Origin of the sequence: Rhodococcus sp. NPDC056516, assembly GCF_042794655.1 — a bacterium.
Classification (GTDB): Bacteria; Actinomycetota; Actinomycetes; order Mycobacteriales; family Mycobacteriaceae; genus Rhodococcus_F.
This window is the reverse complement of sequence record NZ_JBHTTG010000004.1, coordinates 353995-371389: the sequence shown is the minus strand read 5'-3', so window position 1 is coordinate 371389 and position 17395 is coordinate 353995. Positions and strand designations below refer to the sequence as shown.

The window sequence follows — 17395 nt, the reverse complement described above, 5'->3', positions numbered from 1 at the left end:
GCCGGTTGGGTAATCTTCAGCTTTCACACTCGATGGGATGACGACCGGCGGGACGGACGGCTGGATGACCAAACGTGCGAGCAGACGCGGCCTGTGGACGGCCGTCGTTCTCGCAGCCGGACTCGGCGGCCTCGCACTGGTCGCCCCACCCCTGACTCCAGGCACGATCGAGTCCGCCCCCGTCACGGTCATCACGACCACCCCACCCGCGCCGGTTGTTCCGCTCTCCCCGGAGGAGCTCGCGGCCCGGGTGGTCCCCACCATCGTCACCATCACCGCGCCGGCCGGATTCACCACCACCGCAGGAACCGGGATCGTGCTCTCCCCTGACGGAGTGGTGCTCACGAATCACCACGTCATCAGCGGAGCCTCGGACGTCACCGCCGTCAGCATGTCCAACGGACTGATCTACGACGCCGAGATCCTCGGTTACGACAGCGTCAGCGACCTTGCCGTCCTGCGCCTCGCGGGCGCCACCGATCTGCCGGTGGCAGTGGTCGGCAAGTCCGCGGAAGCCGCTCGTGGGGATGCCGTCACCGCTATCGGAAATGCCGAAGGTGGCGGAGTACCCGTCCCGGCTCCCGGCGTCATCACCAACCTCGGTGTCACCGTCAACACCCGCAACGTGTCCGACGGATCGCGAAACCAGTTGAAGGGCCTCATCGAGGTGGACGCGGACATCCGGCCTGGCGATTCCGGTGGCCCCCTGGTCAACGCCGTTGGCGAGCTGATCGGCGTCAGCAGCGCGGGCAACGCCGTCACCGACCGCACCGAAACCTCACCGGCGCCTCAGTCCTACGCGATACCGATCGACACCGCACTACCGATCGTCGAGCAGGTACTCGGTGGCCGCTCCTCCGAGACCGTGCGTGTGGGACCGACACCCGTACTCGGTGTCGCGGTGAAGGATCACGCGGACATGCCGGCCGGCGCCGAAGTTGTTGCCGTGAGCTTCGATTCGCCGGCCGAGCGGGTGGGGCTGACCAAAGGTGCGGTCATCACCGAGTTCGGTGGCAGCCGGATCGCGTCGTCCGCTGATCTCAACGCGGCGATGAGCTCGCGCCGCCCCGGCGACACCGTCGCGGTGACGTGGGTGGACGCAACGGGGCAGCCCGGAACCGGTTCCCTGGTCCTCGACGAGGGGCCACCTCGCTAGCCTCCAAAGGCGCTAGCCGTGAAAGCATCGTGGCATGACCACGGTTCTCCTGCTCACCTGTGACGGCGCCGCCCGCGAGGCGGATGTCGAAAGCAAACTCGTCATGGAAGCTCTCACCACCTACGGCATTGCGTCGACGATGGCGCCGTGGTCGAGCCCGTCCCTCCTCGATATCGACGCCGACCTGGTTCTGATCCGGTCGACATGGGACTACACGCAGCGCCTCGAGGAGTTTCTCGCCGTTCTCGATCAGCTGACCGCTCCGATCGCCAATCCGCTCTCGATCGTGAAGTGGAACGCCCACAAGGGATACCTGACCGGACTTGCCGCGGCCGGCGTACCCATCGTCCCCACCGCTGTGATCACCGCCGGAAAGAGCGAATTACTCACCCTCCCTTCGTTCGAGAGTGCCGACGTCATCGTCAAGCCTGCGGTGTCCGCCGGCGCTGTCGGAGTGGGAAAATTTGCCGCCGGGTCCGCGCAGGCCCACGCTCACCTCACCTCCATCCTCGAGAGCGGCAACGACGCATTGGTCCAGCCCTTCATCTCGGACGTCGTCGACGGCGAGCGCTCGATCATCCACATCGGCGGACGCTACTCCCATGCGGTCCGGAAGATCCCGGCCGTCAACGACTTCCGCGTGCAGGAATACCACGGCGGAACCAACCACCTCCACGAACCGTCCACCGCCGAACTCGCGTTGGCGGACGCGGCACTGGCCGCGACCCTATGCGGCCCCGGCGAATTGCTTTATGCGCGTGTGGACGTCGTGGGTCCGGTGGATCAACCACTGCTCATGGAAGTGGAATTGATCGAGCCCGAACTCTTTCTGCCCTTCGCCCCCGGATCTGCCGACGCCCTCGCACGGGCAGTTGTCGCGTCACTGCGCACGTGACGCCTGGGGCGGGACCGCATCCAGCCTGGTGCGAATGAAACTGGCAACGTCTCGTAGCGCCGCCCGGCTCTCCGGCAAGCCGGGCCAGACGGCGGGAAACGCGTGAACCTGGCCGTTCCAGATCTGCAGCGAGCACTGCACCCCCGCGGCAGCGAGCCGCTGCGCCATCACCTCCGAATCGACTCTGAGCACCTCGGATTCGGCGGCGATCAGCAACGACGGCGGCAGCGCGGCCAGATCGCCGTCGACGGGCGAGTTCATCTGGCCGCCAAGCTTTCCGATCGCCATCAGGGCCGACACCGGAGCGATCACGTCGCGTCGAGCGTTGGCATGGACCGACTTGGTAGTGCAGTCGAGATCGAGAAGCGGCGAGAGCCCGACAAGACCGGCCGGAACCTCGAGTCCCGCGGAAACAGCTGCAAGCGCCGTCGCGAAAACCAGAAAACCTCCGGCCGAATCACCAACGAAGACAACCTTTTCCGGCAAGGCTCCCTGTTCGAGAAGCCACCGGTACGCATCCAGGCAGTCGTCGACGGACCCGCTGATACTCGTCTTCGGCAACTGCCGATACGCGATGTGCAGGACCGGAAGGCCGGTTCGCTTGGCAATGCCGGCAACAACCGGCCGATGCGTGTTGAGCCCGCAGCACATGAACCCGCCGCCGTGCAGGTAGAGGACAACACCGTCGCGCAGATCAGCCGTCGAGCCTGCCGTCCGGACGAGTTCACCGTCGAAACCCGGAAAACGAATCGCCTCCCGATCGATCCCGGACGGAATGCGCACACCCGCGGCCGAGTCCAGAACTGCGGCGCGGCGCATCGCGCCAGGCGTCAGCGGGGCGATCCCGACCACGGGCCGAAGCATCCATCGGCACGCGTTGTAGAGGACCTGCGATTCGATACTCGGCCTGCCGTATCGAGTTCCGGTCCTGCGACTGACAGTCGGCAACAGAGACATCTGTCCAGATTAGAAGCGATCAGGCACCGAAGAGGTCGACTTCGTCGAGATCGTCGACGATCGTGACCTTTCGTTTCCGCCCGCCGATGACCTTGCCCAGACCGCGCAATCCGCCGGACTGAGCTTTCGGGGCGGGTTCTATGCGCTGAGGCGCAACTCTCGTTCGCGCTGCGCGCTGAACGGGCTTGGGTGCGGGAGCTACTGCCGGTGCCGCGGGTTCGGCAACCTCTGCGGGAGCCACGGGTTCGGGAATCTCTGCGGGAACCACCGCTTCCGGCTCCACAAAACCCTGAACAACCTGGGCCTCGGGGGTCGGCTCAGCGACTTCCTCCACCTGAACCGGTCCGTCGATCACCGGGATGTCCGACGCCCACCGGACCCGATACTCGAGGCCACGCGCCGCAAGTTCACGCGTGAGATCGCCATGCCAGACCCCGTCTTCGCCGTCGCCATATGCCCGTGCGTCGGAGCTGACCCAGATCACGTCGACGCCCGGGTTCCGGTCGGCGAGATCGAGCACGGTCAGCCAGTTCAGCGTCGCCGGATATCCGTCTCGCTTCTTCTTGTCGGTATAGGGCCGACGCAGCGAGATCGCCCTCTCGGCCACCTCGAGATGCGAAACGTCGACTGGATCGACCACTTCGACGCCGATCGCCACGAGGTCTTCGATCACGTCGTCGACGTAGCCGTCGGCCTTGTCGTGAGCCGCGTCGACAAACCTCGTGAGGTCGCGCCGCAATCCCAGTCGGTCGTACATGCGCGCCTGGACGCTCAGGGCCGCGATCATCTCCGCCGATTCCTCGCGGTAGCGACTCGCAACCTCGAGTACGACCAATCGCGGCACGACGACGCGGTGTCCGAGTGCGCGAGCGTCGGCGATTGCGGTGTCGAACCGTGCACCCCTGGTCAGGGCCGAAGAATCGAGAACGATGATCATGGGCTCGATTCTCTCTCGAGAAACCGGACGAATGCGCTAATCCACCCCGAACCGTTACTTGATCTTGAAGATCACTGCCCGCTGAACGATGAAGTTGATGACCGTCGCGGTGCCCTGCGCGATGATGAAGGCCAGCGGCATGCGCCACCACTCGTCGGCGAGCACATGCACCAACAGCGCATTGAGCCCGACCTGAACCGCAAAAGTGATCGCGTACAGCACGACGACAGCGATGAAGCGGGCGCGAGAAGGCTCGGCCTTGAACGTCCACCGCCGGTTGATCAGATACGCCGTCGTAGTGCCGGCGATAAAGCTGATCGACTTGGCCACGCTCAGATCGAGGCCGACGACCTTGAACAGGAATGCGTACAGCCCGTAGTCCACGACCGCCGACAGCCCACCCGTCGCGACGAACCGGACGATCTGCGTTTTCAGGTCCATCGCGTCGTCGGCGATGTCCGTCGTGACAGGAATCTCGACGGGCAGCGGGACGTGGGGTTCGTGCTGGTGACTTGCAGGTGTTTCGGGCACGACGACGAGAGTAACCACTCGAGTCGGAGCCGTCGGCACTACTCCCAGGTAACCTCTACCTTGATGTCCACGACAGCAGAAGAGACGCCGAAGCCGGCTCTCCACACCCAAGCCCGCACCCTCACCGGTTGGGGACGCACCGCCGCCACCACTGCACAGGTGCTGTCCACCCCCGACGTGGAAGTGATCGCGAACGCGGTCGCCCAGGTTGCGGAACAGAACGATTCCAAGCCCTCGCATCTGCGACGCGGCGTCATCGCGCGCGGCCTCGGCCGCTCGTACGGTGACCCAGCGCAGAACGCCGGCGGCCTGGTCATCGACATGAATGCACTCGACCGCATTCACCGCATCGATCGCGACACCGCTCTGGTGGACGTCGACGCCGGCGTGAATCTGGATCAGCTGATGAAGGCTGCTCTGCCGTTCGGCCTGTGGGTTCCGGTCCTGCCGGGTACTCGCCAGGTCACGATCGGCGGCGCCATCGGCTCGGATATCCACGGCAAGAACCACCACAGCGCGGGCAGCTTCGGCAACCACGTCGTGTCGTTGGATCTGCTGACGGCCGACGGCAAGGTGCGCACGCTCACCCCCAAGGGCGGACGCAACGACCCCAAAGCCGCGTTGTTCTGGGCCACGATCGGCGGCATGGGCCTGACGGGCATCATCTTGCGGGCGACCATCAAGATGACACCGACCGAGACGGCGTACTTCATCGCCGACGGCGACGTCACCAACAGCCTCGACGAGACCATCGCGCTGCACAGCGACGGCAGCGAAGCCAACTACGAGTACTCGAGCGCCTGGTTCGACGCGATTTCCGCGCCCCCGAAGCTCGGTCGTGCGGCAGTCTCACGCGGATCGTTGGCGAAGCTCGATCAGCTTCCGGCCAAGCTGCAGAAGAACCCGCTCGCGTTCGACGCACCGCAGTTGTTGACGTTCCCCGACGTCTTCCCGAACGGGCTGGCCAACAAGTTCAACTTCACCGCGATCGGTGAGGTCTGGTTCCGTAAGTCCGGCAAGTACCGCGGCAAGGTCCAGAATCTGACGCAGTTCTACCACCCGCTCGACATGTTCGGTGAGTGGAACCGCGCGTACGGATCCAACGGATTCCTTCAGTACCAGTTCGTGGTTCCACCGGAGGCCGTCGACGAGTTCAAGAAGATCATCGTCGACATCCAGCGCAGCGGGCACTACTCGTTCCTCAACGTGTTCAAGCTCTTCGGCGAGGGCAACCAGGCGCCGCTGAGCTTCCCGATCCCGGGCTGGAACATCTGCGTCGACTTCCGCATCAAGCCGGGCCTGAACGAGTTCGTCACCGAACTCGACAAGCGTGTCCTCGAATTCGGTGGGCGCCTGTACACGGCCAAGGATTCGCGGACGTCCGCGGAAACCTTCCACGCCATGTACCCACGCATCGACGAGTGGATCGCGACGCGCCGCAAGTACGACCCCACAGGCGTTTTCGCCTCCGATATGTCCAGAAGGCTGGAACTGTGATCAACGCTGTAGGTAACCCGCAAACCGTTTTGCTTCTCGGTGGAACCTCCGAGATCGGCCTCGCCATCTGTGAGGAGTACCTGAAGAAGGCGCCGTTGCGCGTCATTCTGGCGGCGCTCCCCGGCGATCCGGGACGCGAAGCTGCGGTCAAGCAACTTGAAGCCAAGGGCGCCACCTCGGTAGAGCTCATCGACTTCGACGCCGTTGATTTCGAGTCGCACCCGAAGGTGATCGACCAGGCGTTCTCGAACGGTGACGTCGACGTCGCCATCGTCGCGTTTGCGTTGGACGGTGACTCCGAAGAGCTGTGGCAGAACCAGCGCAAGGCTGTTCTGGTGGCAAACGTCAACTACACCGCTTCCGTCTCGGTCGGCGTTCTTCTCGGCGAGAAGATGAAGGCTCAGGGCTTCGGCAAGATCATCGCGATGTCGTCCGTAGCCGGGGAGCGCGTCAAGCGTGCCAACTTCGTCTACGGCTCCACCAAGGCAGGCCTCGACGGTTTCTACCTCGGGCTCGGCGAGGCTCTCGCGGAATTCGGACCGCAGGTGACCGTCGTTCGCCCCGGCATGGTGCGCACGCAGTTCAGTGCCCACGTCAAGGAAGCTCCGCTGACGGTCAACAAGGACATCGTCGCGAAGCTCGCTGTTGCCGCCTCGGACAAGGGCAAGGAAATCGTCTGGACTCCCGGCCCCTGGCGCTTCGTCATGATGGGCCTGCGCCACGTGCCGCGCCCGATCTTCCGGAAGTTGCCGGTTTAAGCTCCTCCCGTGCCAGAAACAACAACTGCTCCGAGTACAGACCTTTCGACCCCGTCGCCGTGGCGTAATGCCGCGGCGACGGTGGTGGAAATGGCCCTCGGAGCGCTGGTCGCCGCTGTTGTAGCTGCAGTCGGGCTCTTTGCTTTCGGCCGAGTGCAGTGGCCGGCGTTCACCTCTTCCAACGTCACGCAGGCAGTCACGACCGTGCTGCAGGTGCTCTGCATCGCAGTGGTCGGCGTTGCGGTTCTGATGTTCCGTGCCCGCAAGGCCGAGCGGGTCGCAAAACTCCTCTCGTGGGCCGGGCTCTCCGGCTTCGTCACCACGACGCTCGGGCTTCCCCTCGCCGCGACGAGTCTGTATCTGCACGGCGTCTCGGTCGATCAGCAGTTCCGGACCGAGTACCTGACCCGGCTGACGGATTCGGCTGCGCTGCAGGACATGACGTACGTGGATCTGCCGCCGTTCTACCCGGCCGGCTGGTTCTGGGTCGGTGGACGCGTCGCGAACCTGCTGGGTATGGACGGTTGGGAAGCGTTCAAGCCGTACGCGATCGGCTCCCTGGCGGTCGTCGCCGTCGTAGCACTCGTGTTGTGGACCAAACTGATTCGACGCGATTGGGCCGTCGTAGCAGCATTGGCCGTCACTGCCGTCGTGTTGGCGTACAACTCCCCCGAGGCATACGGCGCCGTCATCAACCTCCTGATCCCGCCGGTGCTGATCCTGGCGTGGGGTGCGCTCGATCGCCCGGGTGCTTCTCGATTTGCCGGAGCCGGCGCAATTCTCGGGACGGGCCTGTTCCTCGGTTTTGCCGCAACCGTCTACACGCTGTATCTCGGATTCGCCGCGTTCGCAGTGACTCTGATGGCCGTCGTTGCCGCAGTACTTGCCGCCCGCGCCCAGAACACGTGGAAAGCCGCACTGGGACCCCTCATTCGACTTGCAGCAATTGCAATCATCTCGGGTCTGGTTGCTCTGACCGTTTGGGCGCCGTACCTGCTGAAGGCACTCTCCGGTGCCACTGCAGAGTCCGGCACCGCAATGCACTACCTCCCAGATTCCGGTGCGGTGCTGCCCTTCCCGATGCTGAGTTTCTCGCTCGTCGGCGGCCTGTGCCTGCTCGGCACGGTCTGGCTGATTTCGCGGTTCCTGTTCTCCCGCCGCGCCCGAGCACTCGGTATCGGCGTCATCGCCGTGTACCTGTGGGCGCTGCTGTCCATGACGTTCACCGTTGCCGGCAGCACGCTCCTCGGATTCCGGCTCGAGCCGGTACTGATCGGACTTCTCGCGGCCGCCGGCGTGTTCGGTTTCTTCGAGTTCGCGGGCTGGATCGTGCTGGCCACCAGCGAGAATCCCCGAGTCAAAGCGGTACTCGTTGCACTCGGTGTCATCGGAGCCATCGCTTTCGCGCAGAACATCCCGCAGGTGCTGGCGCCGGATATCGCTGTGGCATACAGCGATACCGACGGCAACGGCGAGCGCGGCGACAAGCGGCCCCCGGGTGCCGAGGCCAATTACGCCGACATCGACCGGATCATCCGCGAGCAGTTGGGACGCGAACCCCGTGACACGGTGGTGCTCACCGCCGACATAGGCTTCCTGAGTTTCTACCCGTACTTCGGTTTCCAAGGGCTGACGTCGCACTACGCAAACCCCCTCGCCGATTTCCGTGCGCGCGCCGCGCTGATCGAGCAGTGGTCGGAACTGAAGACCCCTGACGAACTGATAGCTGCGCTGGACTCGGCGCCGTGGCGCAGCCCCGACGCCTTCGTCTTCCGCCAGGGCGCCGACGGGTACACACTGCGGTTGGCCGAGGACGTCTATCCCAACGACCCGAACGTCCGCCGCTACACGGTCACGTTCCCCAAGGAACTGTTCGACGATCCTCGTTTCACCGTCACAGAGCAGGGTCCGTTTGTGGTCGTTACCCGCTCTGACGCGAACTAACCAGGAGATACGTCACAAAAGGCTTACCGTCGGGGTCGTTGACGCGACCCCGACGCACCCCTAACTTCATACCGTGACCCGAACCGATGCCCGAGCGGCAATGATCGATGCAGCCGAGCGTCTGGTTGCCGAACGAGGCCTGGCCGCTCTGACGCTTCGTGACGTTCAGACCGAAGCCGGGCAGGCCAACAAGTCGGCCGCGCAGTATCACTTCGGTTCACGTGAAGGTTTGCTGGCGGCAGTCGTCGAGTCCAGAATGCGACCTGCCGCTGACCGTCGGCGTGAGTTTCTCGACATGATCGATCTCGACCCGAATCCGCCGACGATGCGTGCCCTCGTCGAGGCTCTCGTCCTGCCGTTGGCAGAACAGACCATCTACCGCGAGGGCACTTTGTACGCGCGGTTCCTGGTGCAGTCGATCTTCGACCCGGCAATGTCGTCGACCATCCGCGATCACATGCAGGCCGAGAGCTTCCGCGAAGTTCAGCGGCGGATCATCGCCGCATCTTCATTGCCGACAGACATCGCCGAACTTCGGGCGGGAACTCTGACCGTGCTCACCGTCGTCACGTTTGCCACGTGGGAGGGTCGCGTCGACAGCCGCGATCGGGCTCACGTGATCGCTGCTGACCTGATCGAAAGTTGCCTCGGAGCACTCTCGGCCCCGGCTGCGCAAATCTGACACGCCACCCGGCGAGTTTGTTTCCGAAACTGCCGGGGTACTCAGCCCCTCCAAGCGCAGTCGAGCAAACGGCCGCATCAACCACCGGCGGGGTAGGTGATGACAGTGAGCGAACTCGTTGCGCAAAGCCGCGAGCTAGTACCGCATCGTGCAGTTCTCGATTCCGCAGAGCATGTTCTGGTCATTGCACGCGGCAAACCGTTCGGGCGCGAGCAGGCCTTTCACGAAGTGTTGAGCGTCGCGATTCGCAACCGCATCGAAGTCCTCACTCTGGCAAGGGCTCTCATCGACGTTTCCGAGTCTCGCGATTACCGCACGATCCCGACCGACACCGCGCACACCGTTGCGGTGCTCGAATGGGGTGAGCTACTCGAGATCCCGACCGAACACCACGAGAGGTCCAAGGCTGAATCGGCCGGGGACATCGATGAATCGAGCGAACCCGACGATCCGGTCGAGCCCGAGTACCTGGTCGAGACCGATGTGGGCGGACGTGTCGTCTTTGTCGCCCTCGCGTTCACGGTCGGCGGGATAGTCGGATTCTTCGCGCACGACTGGGCACTCCTGCTTCTGATCACCGCCGTGTACCTCGTGTGGATCGCGGCACGGTTGGTCGCGAAACTCGTCAGTGTTTCCCGCAGTGCCCATTGGGCAGACGCTTCGCCTATACGCGGCACCGATTCGACCATACGCAAGGCGGAGAGCCCCCACCATCACGCTGTTGCAGCGTGACGGCGGGAGCACCCGCTTCCGCTAAAGCCTCTGCGGTACACCGTAAGTGACGACTGTATCGCCATTCGACGTGACTGCCTTCGCGTACGGTCTGATAGTCACCGGCCCGATTGCTCCCTGTACGTATCCGTGAATACCGGACAGGCGGACAGCGGCCTCGGGACCGTCGAATGTCTGATCCTCGAGTAGCGCGACGTCGGTGATACCGCCCGGCGCCAGATCGACATCGAGTTCCTGCGACGGAATGATGTCACCGCCGAGAATGAAGTGATTGGTGAAGTCCACGCCCAGCGCCGGGTCTGGTATGAGTCCGATGCCGATGTCGGTGCCACTGTCTATCGCCCAGTCCAGACCGGGACTGTTGAGAACGACCGTCGCGCCGGTCAACGCGATCGGGTAACCGATCTGATAGCCGATCGTCAGCTTGGTTCCGGTGAAACTTGCTGCATCCGGCCCGTCGATCTTCACGCCGGCAACCCCGTCGTGGAAGAACTCGACGCTCAGCGGCGAGCTGTCGAGTGGCGGAAAGACGTGGATAGCGGTATCAGCCTGGTAGACCTCTATCCGATTTCCTTTGACGTCGGTGATCGAACTGGTGTTGTCGACGCCTGCCGACGCCGTCCCACCCCCCAGGACAACGGCCAACAGGGCCACTGCTCCCACTGCGCTACTACGAACTGCTGTCTTCGACATGCACAAGCACCATCCCATCCGGTATAGGCCCCGGACGTAGGTTCCAACTCTTCGTCGAGGATGGGATTCGTCGGGGCTGCCTGAACAAACGCGAGCAAGATCCTTGTTGCGATACCCCGGTCACGAACCCGTCAAACGATGCACGAAAACATTACTTTCCGGACAAGTCGGGCGGACCGGTTTGTCTCGCTGACTGCGCCCGCTCGCGGACGCGAACCGTTTTGTTCGTTACTCTGACAGTGGAAGTTATCGAATCGAGACCTAAGTAGGCCACCCCGAACTTCTGAGAACGCCACTTCAGGGATGGGCGCCAGAACCGAAAGGCACCGACTGCATGACCGAGACCCTGCCCGACGTCCAACTGCTCGAAGAAGCACGTCCAGGGCGAGTCCGTTCAGCAATCAGACGCTCGGTCGTCCAGCGCGGCCGTCTGGTCGATCTCGCGATCATGGTGACGTTCACCGTCGCGGCGATCTACGTGATGTCGAACCTGTGGAGCGATCTGCAGTCCGGCTACCTGTTCAACGCGGGCCGCGACCAGGCGATGTGGGAATGGTTCTTCGCCGACACCGCCCACGCGCTCGCCCAGTTCCGCAGCCCGCTGTTCAGTGACCTGCAGAACTACCCGCTCGGCGTGAACCTGATGGCCAATACCGCCATGTTCGGCATAAGCATCCCGCTGGCCCCGATCACGCTGATCTTCGGACCCACGGCCACTTATGCGATCGGGCTGACTGCCGGCCTCGGCGGCACCGCTATCGCCTGGTACTGGGCATTCTCGCGGCACGTACTGACCGGCGTCTCGGTCCGCTCCAAGGTCGCCGCCGCCGTCGGCGCGGGGTTCTGCGGATTTGCACCGGCCATGATCTCGCATGCCAACGGCCATCCGAACTTCGTCGCGTTCTTCGTGCTTCCGTTCATCTTCTTGCAGGTAGTGCGCATCTCGAACGGCAAGCGTCCGGTTCGCGACGGAATCGTTCTCGGCCTGCTCGTCGCGTGGCAGATCTTCCTCGGCGAAGAACCGCTCCTCATCTTCACGATGTCGGCGATGGTGTTCGGCGCCGCGTATGCCCTGCCCGACCTGGCCAAGTCACGCGAGGCGATCAAGCGCGCGATGCCCGGCCTCGTGATCGGCGGCGCGGTCACACTCTTGATCACCGCAGTGCCGCTGTGGTCGCAGTTCTTCGGCCCAGCGAGCTACGACGGCGTCTCACACGGTCAGGCAGGCAACGACACCGCTGCCCTCACCACGTTCCCGACCGAATCCGTTGCAGGAGATCCCGAGGGCGCCGAGTTCCGGATGAACCCGACCGAGGAGAACGCGTACTTCGGGTGGCCGCTGGTGATCCTGCTCCTCGGTGCCACGGTGTGGTTGTGGCGCATCCGTCTGACCCGCGCTGCCGCCGCCGTGATCGTGGTCATGGGTGTGCTCTCGCTCGGTTCCGAACTGATCATCGACGGCGACAGGACCGGCATCACCCTGCCGTGGAAACTTCTCGCCGACCTGCCGCTGTTCGAATCGGTGCTCGAATCCCGTTTCGCCATGGGCGCGATTCCGGCGATCGGACTGCTGCTCACCCTCGGCACCTACCGCGCTTTCGTCGAACTTCGTGGACCGCGCCGCACTGCTGCCGGTGTCTGGCTGGTGACACTCGCCGTCGCCATGATTCCTCTCATCCCGACACCCATCGACGCCGATCAACGATCTGCGACGCCCGAATTCATCACCAGCGGCTCGTGGGAGAACTACGTCAGCGACGGCACCCTGGTGACGGTCCCCGTCGCGAGCGCGGAAGACGCCCGCGCACTGAGCTGGCAGGTCGACGCCGACTTCGGGTTCCCGATTGCCGGCGGATACTTCGTCGGCCCGGATTCGAAGACCCGCGCCGGAATCTACGGCGCCGAGTCCCGACCCACCTCGACCCTGCTGGTCAATACCAAACAAACCGGCAAGGTCCCGTTGATCGACGTGGGCACCAGGGCGAACGCACTGACCGACCTGCGGTACTGGCACGCCGACGTACTAGTGCTTCCGCGATTCAAAGGTGACGACGCGCTGCGTCACACGGTCGACGAACTGGTCGGCTTCGATGCCAAGCGCGTCGACGACGTGTGGGTGTGGGACGTACGAGACCTCGTGAGCGGCAAGACCTCGAACCAGGGTTAGCCAGAAGGAGGTTAGTCAGCGGGTCATGATCACCGGACCGTCTTCGGTGATCGCGACCGTGTGCTCACTGTGCGCAGCCCTGGCGCCCGAAACGGTACGAAGGGTCCACCCGTCGGCGTCGTGCCGGTAGTCGTCGGTTCCGTCGGCGATGAGCATCGGTTCGATGGCGATGACCAGGCCGGGACGCAGCCGGAAGCCTTTGCCTGCTCGACCTTCGTTGGGCACGTCCGGCCCTTCGTGCATCTCACGGCCGATGCCGTGACCACCGTGATCGGCGAGCATGCCGTATCCGAGGCCGCGCGCGTACTGTCCGATCGCGGCTCCGATGTCGCCCAATCGGTTTCCGGGCTGGGCGGCGGCGATGCCGCGGGCAAGTGCCTGATCGGTCGCGTCGATCAGTGCCTGATCCCCACTGCTCCCCTGCCCGACAGTGAAGCTGATGGCAGAGTCACCGCACCATCCGTCGAGTCTCGCACCGCAGTCGATGCTGACCAGGTCACCGTCACGGAGTCGGTACCCATTCGGGATACCGTGCACCACAGCATCGTTCACGCTCGCACAGATGACACCGGGGAACGGTGTCGGCGCCGTTGCCGGCCGGTAGTTCAAGAACAGTGCCGAGGCACCGGCCGCCGAAATAACCTCCGCGGCAACGGCGTCCAATTCGAGCAACGTCACCCCGACGCTCGCCGCCTCACGCGCTGCAGCCAGAGCCTGCGCCGTGATTCTTCCCGCCGCCGCCATCGCGTCGATTTCGCCTGCGGTCTTGATTTCGACCATCTCGAACACCTTCCTTGTCGAATAACTATACCGGTATTACTATAAGCACATGGTGCGCGTACCGCTGACGGCGGAAGAACTCGAACGAGGACTACGACTGGGTGAACTCCTGCGATCGGCGCGGGGAGACCGAAGCATGGTTCAGGTAGCGCTCGACGCCGGCATCTCGGTCGAAACGCTGCGCAAGATCGAAACCGGCCGCATCGCGACACCCGCCTTCTTCACCATCAGCGCGGTCGCGGAAGTGTTGGGTATTTCACTCGACACCATCGCCCGAACACTTGAAACACCACAATCCGAACAGGAAGTTGCATCCTGAGTAGTTCTCTCAGGATGTGCGGGCCCACACTCGCCTAACATCGTTCCTTGTGCCGTCTGAAGTAGTAGTGCCCCCGAAACCCGTGCCCACTGGCCCCGAAGCTCCCCGAGAATCGGATTCCCAGAGAGTCCGGACGGCACGACTCATCGCGATAGTCACCGGCCTTCTGGGCCTGCTTCTCGCACTGGCAACGCCGTTCCTGCCCGTCAAGCAGGAAGCCGCAAGCATCGACTGGCCGCAGGGTGGGACCGTCAACAGCGTTTCGTCGCCGCTGATCTCCTACTCGCCCACATCGCTCGACATCACCATCCCGTGTTCGACCCTCGGCCAGTTGGGCGGCAGCGGCGGCACACTGCTCTCGACCATGCCGAACGGGGCGCCGGACCGAAACGCCCGCGGCCTCACCGTCCGCACCACTGCCGACCGCCTCGAAGCACTCACTCGCGATTCGGTTCTGATCTCGGTTCCGCTCGATCAACTCGGCGGATGCACCGCGCTCACCATCACGACCAACTCCGAGCAGACCGTCGCGGCCGTCACCGGTGTCGACGGCGTCGGCACCACCCTGACCGGCGACTACCGCCCACAGGTTGTCGGCATCTTCACCGACTTGCAGGGCGCAGCGCCCGCCGGACTGTCCGCCCACATGGACGTCGACTCCCGGTTCTCGTCCAGCCCCACACTTCTCAAACTGTTCGCGATGATCGTCGCGGCACTCTCGACCATCGTCTCGCTGTACGCACTGCACCGGATCGACGGCGTCGACGGCCGTCGTGCACGACGCTTCCTGCCGGCGCGATGGTGGAAGTTCACCGGCATCGACGCCCTGGTGATCGGCACGCTGGCACTGTGGCATGTGTTCGGCGCCAACACTTCCGACGACGGTTACCTGCTCGGCATGGCCCGAGTCTCGGAGCACTCCGGGTACATGGCCAATTACTTCCGCTGGTTCGGCGTCCCCGAAGCGCCGTTCGGTTGGTACTACGACGTGCTGGCCCTGTTCGCGAAGGTCAGCACCGCGAGCATGTGGATGCGCCTGCCCGCGTTGATCGCCGGCATCCTGTGCTGGATGGTCATCAGCCGCGAGGTGATACCGCGACTCGGTGTTGCGGTGCGCCGCAACAAGGTTGCCATCTGGACCGGCGGGCTCGTGTTCCTGGCCTTCTGGTTGCCGTACAACAACGGCCTGCGTCCCGAGCCCATCATCGCCCTCGGCGCTCTGCTCACGTGGTGCTCCATCGAACGCGCCATCGCCACCGGACGTCTGTTGCCCGCCGCGATGGCCGTGCTGATCGCCGCATTCTCGTTGGCCGCCGGGCCTTCCGGTCTGATCGCGATCGGCGCGTTGATCGCCGGCGCCCGGCCGATCCTGCAGATCCTGATCGCCCGCGGCAAGCGTGTCGGCTTCCTGTCCCAGATCATGCCGATCCTCGCGGCCGGAACCGTGGTTCTCGTCGCGGTCTTCGCAGATCAAACCCTCGCGACAGTTCTCGAGTCGACGAGGGTGCGAACGGCCGTCGGGCCGAACGTTCCGTGGTTCGAGGAACGGTTGCGTTGGGACGCATTGATGACCATCTCCCCCGACGGTTCGTTGGCGCGCCGCTTCGGCATGTTCGTCATGATCGTCGGGCTCGTCTTCTGCGTCATGATGATCCTGCGCAAGGGCCGGATCCCGGGCACCGCGATCGGGCCGTCGCGCCGGATCCTCGGCATCGTGTTCGCGTCACTGCTCCTGATGCAGTTCACCCCCACCAAGTGGACTCACCACTTCGGTGTGTACGCCGGTCTGGCCGCCACGGTTGCCGTGCTCGCCGCCGTCGGCGTGAGTGCGTCGAGCATGCGTTCGAAACGAAACCGCGCGCTGTTCGCCGCGGGCATCCTGTTCATCCTCGCTGTGGCGTTCACCAGCTCCAACGGCTGGTGGTACGTCTCGAGTTACGGCGTCCCGTGGTGGGACAAGCCGCCGTCAATCGCCGGCAAGGGATTCTCGACGGCCTTCCTCGGTCTGACAATCCTCGCGCTGCTGTTGGCCGCGTGGTACCACGTCATGGAGCCGCGCGAGCGAAACGGCGCGGAAGACAGCGTCAAGAAGACCAGGCGACTTCGCCTTCTCGCCCCGTCACCGTTGACCATCGCCGCCGGAGCGGTAGTGCTGTTCGAGGTGCTGTCCCTACTCAAGGGCGCGGTTGCTCAGTACCCCGCGTATTCGATCGGCAAGTCCAACATCGAATCGGTCTTCGGCGGAAGCTGCGGTCTCGCGGGCGAGGTACTCGTGGAGTCCGATCCGAACGCCGGCGTTCTGCAATTGACGGATCGGCCCACCGATCTCGCCGGCGCGGGTGCGTTCGGCGCGAGTGAGTCGACCGGATTCTCGCCGGACGGAGTCGCCGGCGACCTCACGGCCGACGCCGAAGATTCGACGGCAGGCAGTGCAAACAGCCTCGACACCTCGACCTCGCAGTCCGGCACCACCACGCCGGGAACCGGATCCGGCACCGCCGGTGGCTCGCAGTCGACGGCAGGCGTCAACGGCAGCAATGTCGCGCTCCCGTTCGGGCTCGACCCCGCAAAAACCCCGGTGCTCGGTAGTTACGGGGCGGCGCAGGCCGCTGCGCTGACCACCGGTTGGTACTCACTGCCCGAGCGCAACGACGCCGCACCGCTCCTGACCGTCGCGGCCGCCGGACGCATCCGCTACGTCAACTCCGACGGCATCGTCACCCCCGGTGCGGTCCTGCAGGTCGAGTACGGCAAGAAGCAGGCAGACGGGAGCGTCGACGCCCTGGGACGTGTCGATCCGATCGACATCGGCCCGTCGCCGTCGTGGCGCAACCTGCGCGTTCCGATGGATCAACTGCCCGCCGACGCCGACACCGTGCGTCTGGTGGCCAGTGACACCGACATCAGTGCAGATCAGTGGTTGGCGGTGACACCGCCGCGAGTGCCGACCATGCGCACGCTGCAGGACGTCGTCGGATCCACCGATCCGGTGCTGATGGACTGGGCTGTCGGCCTGGCCTTCCCGTGCCAGCGCCCGGTGGATCACCTGTACGGCGTCGCCGAGATCCCCGAGTGGCGCATCCTGCCCGACCGGATCGGCGCGGAGTCCACCAACGCCTGGCAGGACCACTACGGCGGCGGACCGCTCGGCTGGACCACCGAACTGCTCTCGGCCAGGGCATTGCCGACCTACCTGGACAACGACTGGGATCGGGACTGGGGTTCGCTCGAGCAGTATGCACCGCTCGATTCGGATGCAGTTCCCGCGCAAATGAACGTCACCACCGAGACGCGTTCGGGCACCTGGACGCCGGGCCCGATTCGTTACCAGTCGTAACTGTTACGCG

At 64.4% G+C, this 17395-nt stretch carries 15 protein-coding genes; 10 read left to right on the top strand and 5 right to left on the bottom strand.

The features are described from left to right. The first annotated feature begins 37 nt into the window (after nucleotides 1–37). Both ACFQ6Y_RS14535 and ACFQ6Y_RS14530 read left to right on the top strand, forming a co-directional pair. Complete coding sequence (locus ACFQ6Y_RS14535; protein ID WP_378633703.1) at nucleotides 38–1156, top strand: S1C family serine protease; 1119 nt, start codon at nucleotides 38–40, stop codon at nucleotides 1154–1156. A 34-nt stretch (nucleotides 1157–1190) separates the two neighbouring features. Next, nucleotides 1191–2051 (top strand): RimK family alpha-L-glutamate ligase, encoded by an 861-nt coding sequence (locus ACFQ6Y_RS14530; RefSeq protein WP_378633700.1) that lies wholly within the window; start codon nucleotides 1191–1193, stop codon nucleotides 2049–2051. On the opposite strand, the gene ACFQ6Y_RS14525 is transcribed toward ACFQ6Y_RS14530, so the two are convergent. Genes ACFQ6Y_RS14525 through ACFQ6Y_RS14515 form a run of 3 tightly spaced genes read right to left on the bottom strand, consistent with a single transcriptional unit; the run spans nucleotide 2037 to nucleotide 4476 of the window. Continuing rightward, nucleotides 2037–3008 carry an alpha/beta hydrolase gene (locus tag ACFQ6Y_RS14525; protein ID WP_378633696.1) on the bottom strand — a complete coding sequence of 324 codons (972 nt, stop codon included), beginning with the start codon at nucleotides 3006–3008 and terminating at the stop codon, nucleotides 2037–2039. The two genes, ACFQ6Y_RS14530 and ACFQ6Y_RS14525, sit on opposite strands and share 15 nt — an antisense overlap. 19 nt (nucleotides 3009–3027) lie before the next feature. Then, nucleotides 3028–3945: a PIN domain-containing protein gene (locus ACFQ6Y_RS14520; protein WP_378633692.1), complete on the bottom strand. Its 918-nt coding sequence runs from the start codon at nucleotides 3943–3945 to the stop codon at nucleotides 3028–3030. Nucleotides 3946–3999: 54 nt separating this feature from the next. Continuing rightward, the gene (locus ACFQ6Y_RS14515) at nucleotides 4000–4476 is read right to left on the bottom strand and encodes a GtrA family protein (protein WP_378633689.1); all 477 of its coding nucleotides are present in this window, start codon (nucleotides 4474–4476) and stop codon (nucleotides 4000–4002) included. A 63-nt stretch (nucleotides 4477–4539) separates the two neighbouring features. Here ACFQ6Y_RS14515 and ACFQ6Y_RS14510 point away from each other — a divergent pair, with 63 nt between their 5' ends. The 5 genes from ACFQ6Y_RS14510 (at nucleotide 4540) to ACFQ6Y_RS14490 (ending at nucleotide 10089) form a co-directional block, all read left to right on the top strand. Then, a complete protein-coding gene (locus ACFQ6Y_RS14510; RefSeq protein WP_230817627.1) occupies nucleotides 4540–5973 on the top strand; it encodes an FAD-binding oxidoreductase in 1434 nt (477 codons plus the stop codon). Continuing rightward, complete coding sequence (locus tag ACFQ6Y_RS14505; RefSeq protein WP_019746424.1) at nucleotides 5970–6731, top strand: decaprenylphospho-beta-D-erythro-pentofuranosid-2-ulose 2-reductase; 762 nt, start codon at nucleotides 5970–5972, stop codon at nucleotides 6729–6731. Before ACFQ6Y_RS14510 ends, ACFQ6Y_RS14505 begins: the two co-directional genes overlap by 4 nt. 90 nt (nucleotides 6732–6821) lie before the next feature. Further along, complete coding sequence (locus ACFQ6Y_RS14500) at nucleotides 6822–8675, top strand: galactan 5-O-arabinofuranosyltransferase (protein WP_378634357.1); 1854 nt, start codon at nucleotides 6822–6824, stop codon at nucleotides 8673–8675. 73 nt (nucleotides 8676–8748) lie between these two features. After that, nucleotides 8749–9357 (top strand): TetR family transcriptional regulator, encoded by a 609-nt coding sequence (locus ACFQ6Y_RS14495; protein ID WP_378536559.1) that lies wholly within the window; start codon nucleotides 8749–8751, stop codon nucleotides 9355–9357. Nucleotides 9358–9456: 99 nt separating this feature from the next. Further along, a complete protein-coding gene (locus ACFQ6Y_RS14490; protein ID WP_378536557.1) occupies nucleotides 9457–10089 on the top strand; it encodes a hypothetical protein in 633 nt (210 codons plus the stop codon). A gap of 21 nt (nucleotides 10090–10110) precedes the next feature. On the opposite strand, the gene ACFQ6Y_RS14485 is transcribed toward ACFQ6Y_RS14490, so the two are convergent. Then, nucleotides 10111–10800, bottom strand: a complete 690-nt coding sequence (locus tag ACFQ6Y_RS14485) for an MspA family porin (protein WP_378536555.1) — start codon at nucleotides 10798–10800, stop codon at nucleotides 10111–10113. Between the two features lie 316 nt (nucleotides 10801–11116). On the opposite strand from ACFQ6Y_RS14485, the gene ACFQ6Y_RS14480 reads away from it, so the two are divergent. Beyond that, nucleotides 11117–12949 (top strand): glycosyl transferase, encoded by a 1833-nt coding sequence (locus tag ACFQ6Y_RS14480; RefSeq protein ID WP_378633685.1) that lies wholly within the window; start codon nucleotides 11117–11119, stop codon nucleotides 12947–12949. A gap of 15 nt (nucleotides 12950–12964) precedes the next feature. Here the strand turns inward: ACFQ6Y_RS14480 and map are convergent, their stop codons facing one another. Beyond that, entirely contained in the window at nucleotides 12965–13729 is a 765-nt protein-coding gene (gene map, locus ACFQ6Y_RS14475; RefSeq protein ID WP_378633680.1) for a type I methionyl aminopeptidase, read from the bottom strand. Between the two features lie 49 nt (nucleotides 13730–13778). Here map and ACFQ6Y_RS14470 point away from each other — a divergent pair, with 49 nt between their 5' ends. Continuing rightward, the gene (locus ACFQ6Y_RS14470) at nucleotides 13779–14048 is read left to right on the top strand and encodes a helix-turn-helix domain-containing protein (protein ID WP_003943854.1); all 270 of its coding nucleotides are present in this window, start codon (nucleotides 13779–13781) and stop codon (nucleotides 14046–14048) included. A gap of 82 nt (nucleotides 14049–14130) precedes the next feature. After that, nucleotides 14131–17385 (top strand): arabinosyltransferase domain-containing protein, encoded by a 3255-nt coding sequence (locus ACFQ6Y_RS14465; protein ID WP_378634354.1) that lies wholly within the window; start codon nucleotides 14131–14133, stop codon nucleotides 17383–17385. Nucleotides 17386–17395 lie beyond the last annotated feature (10 nt).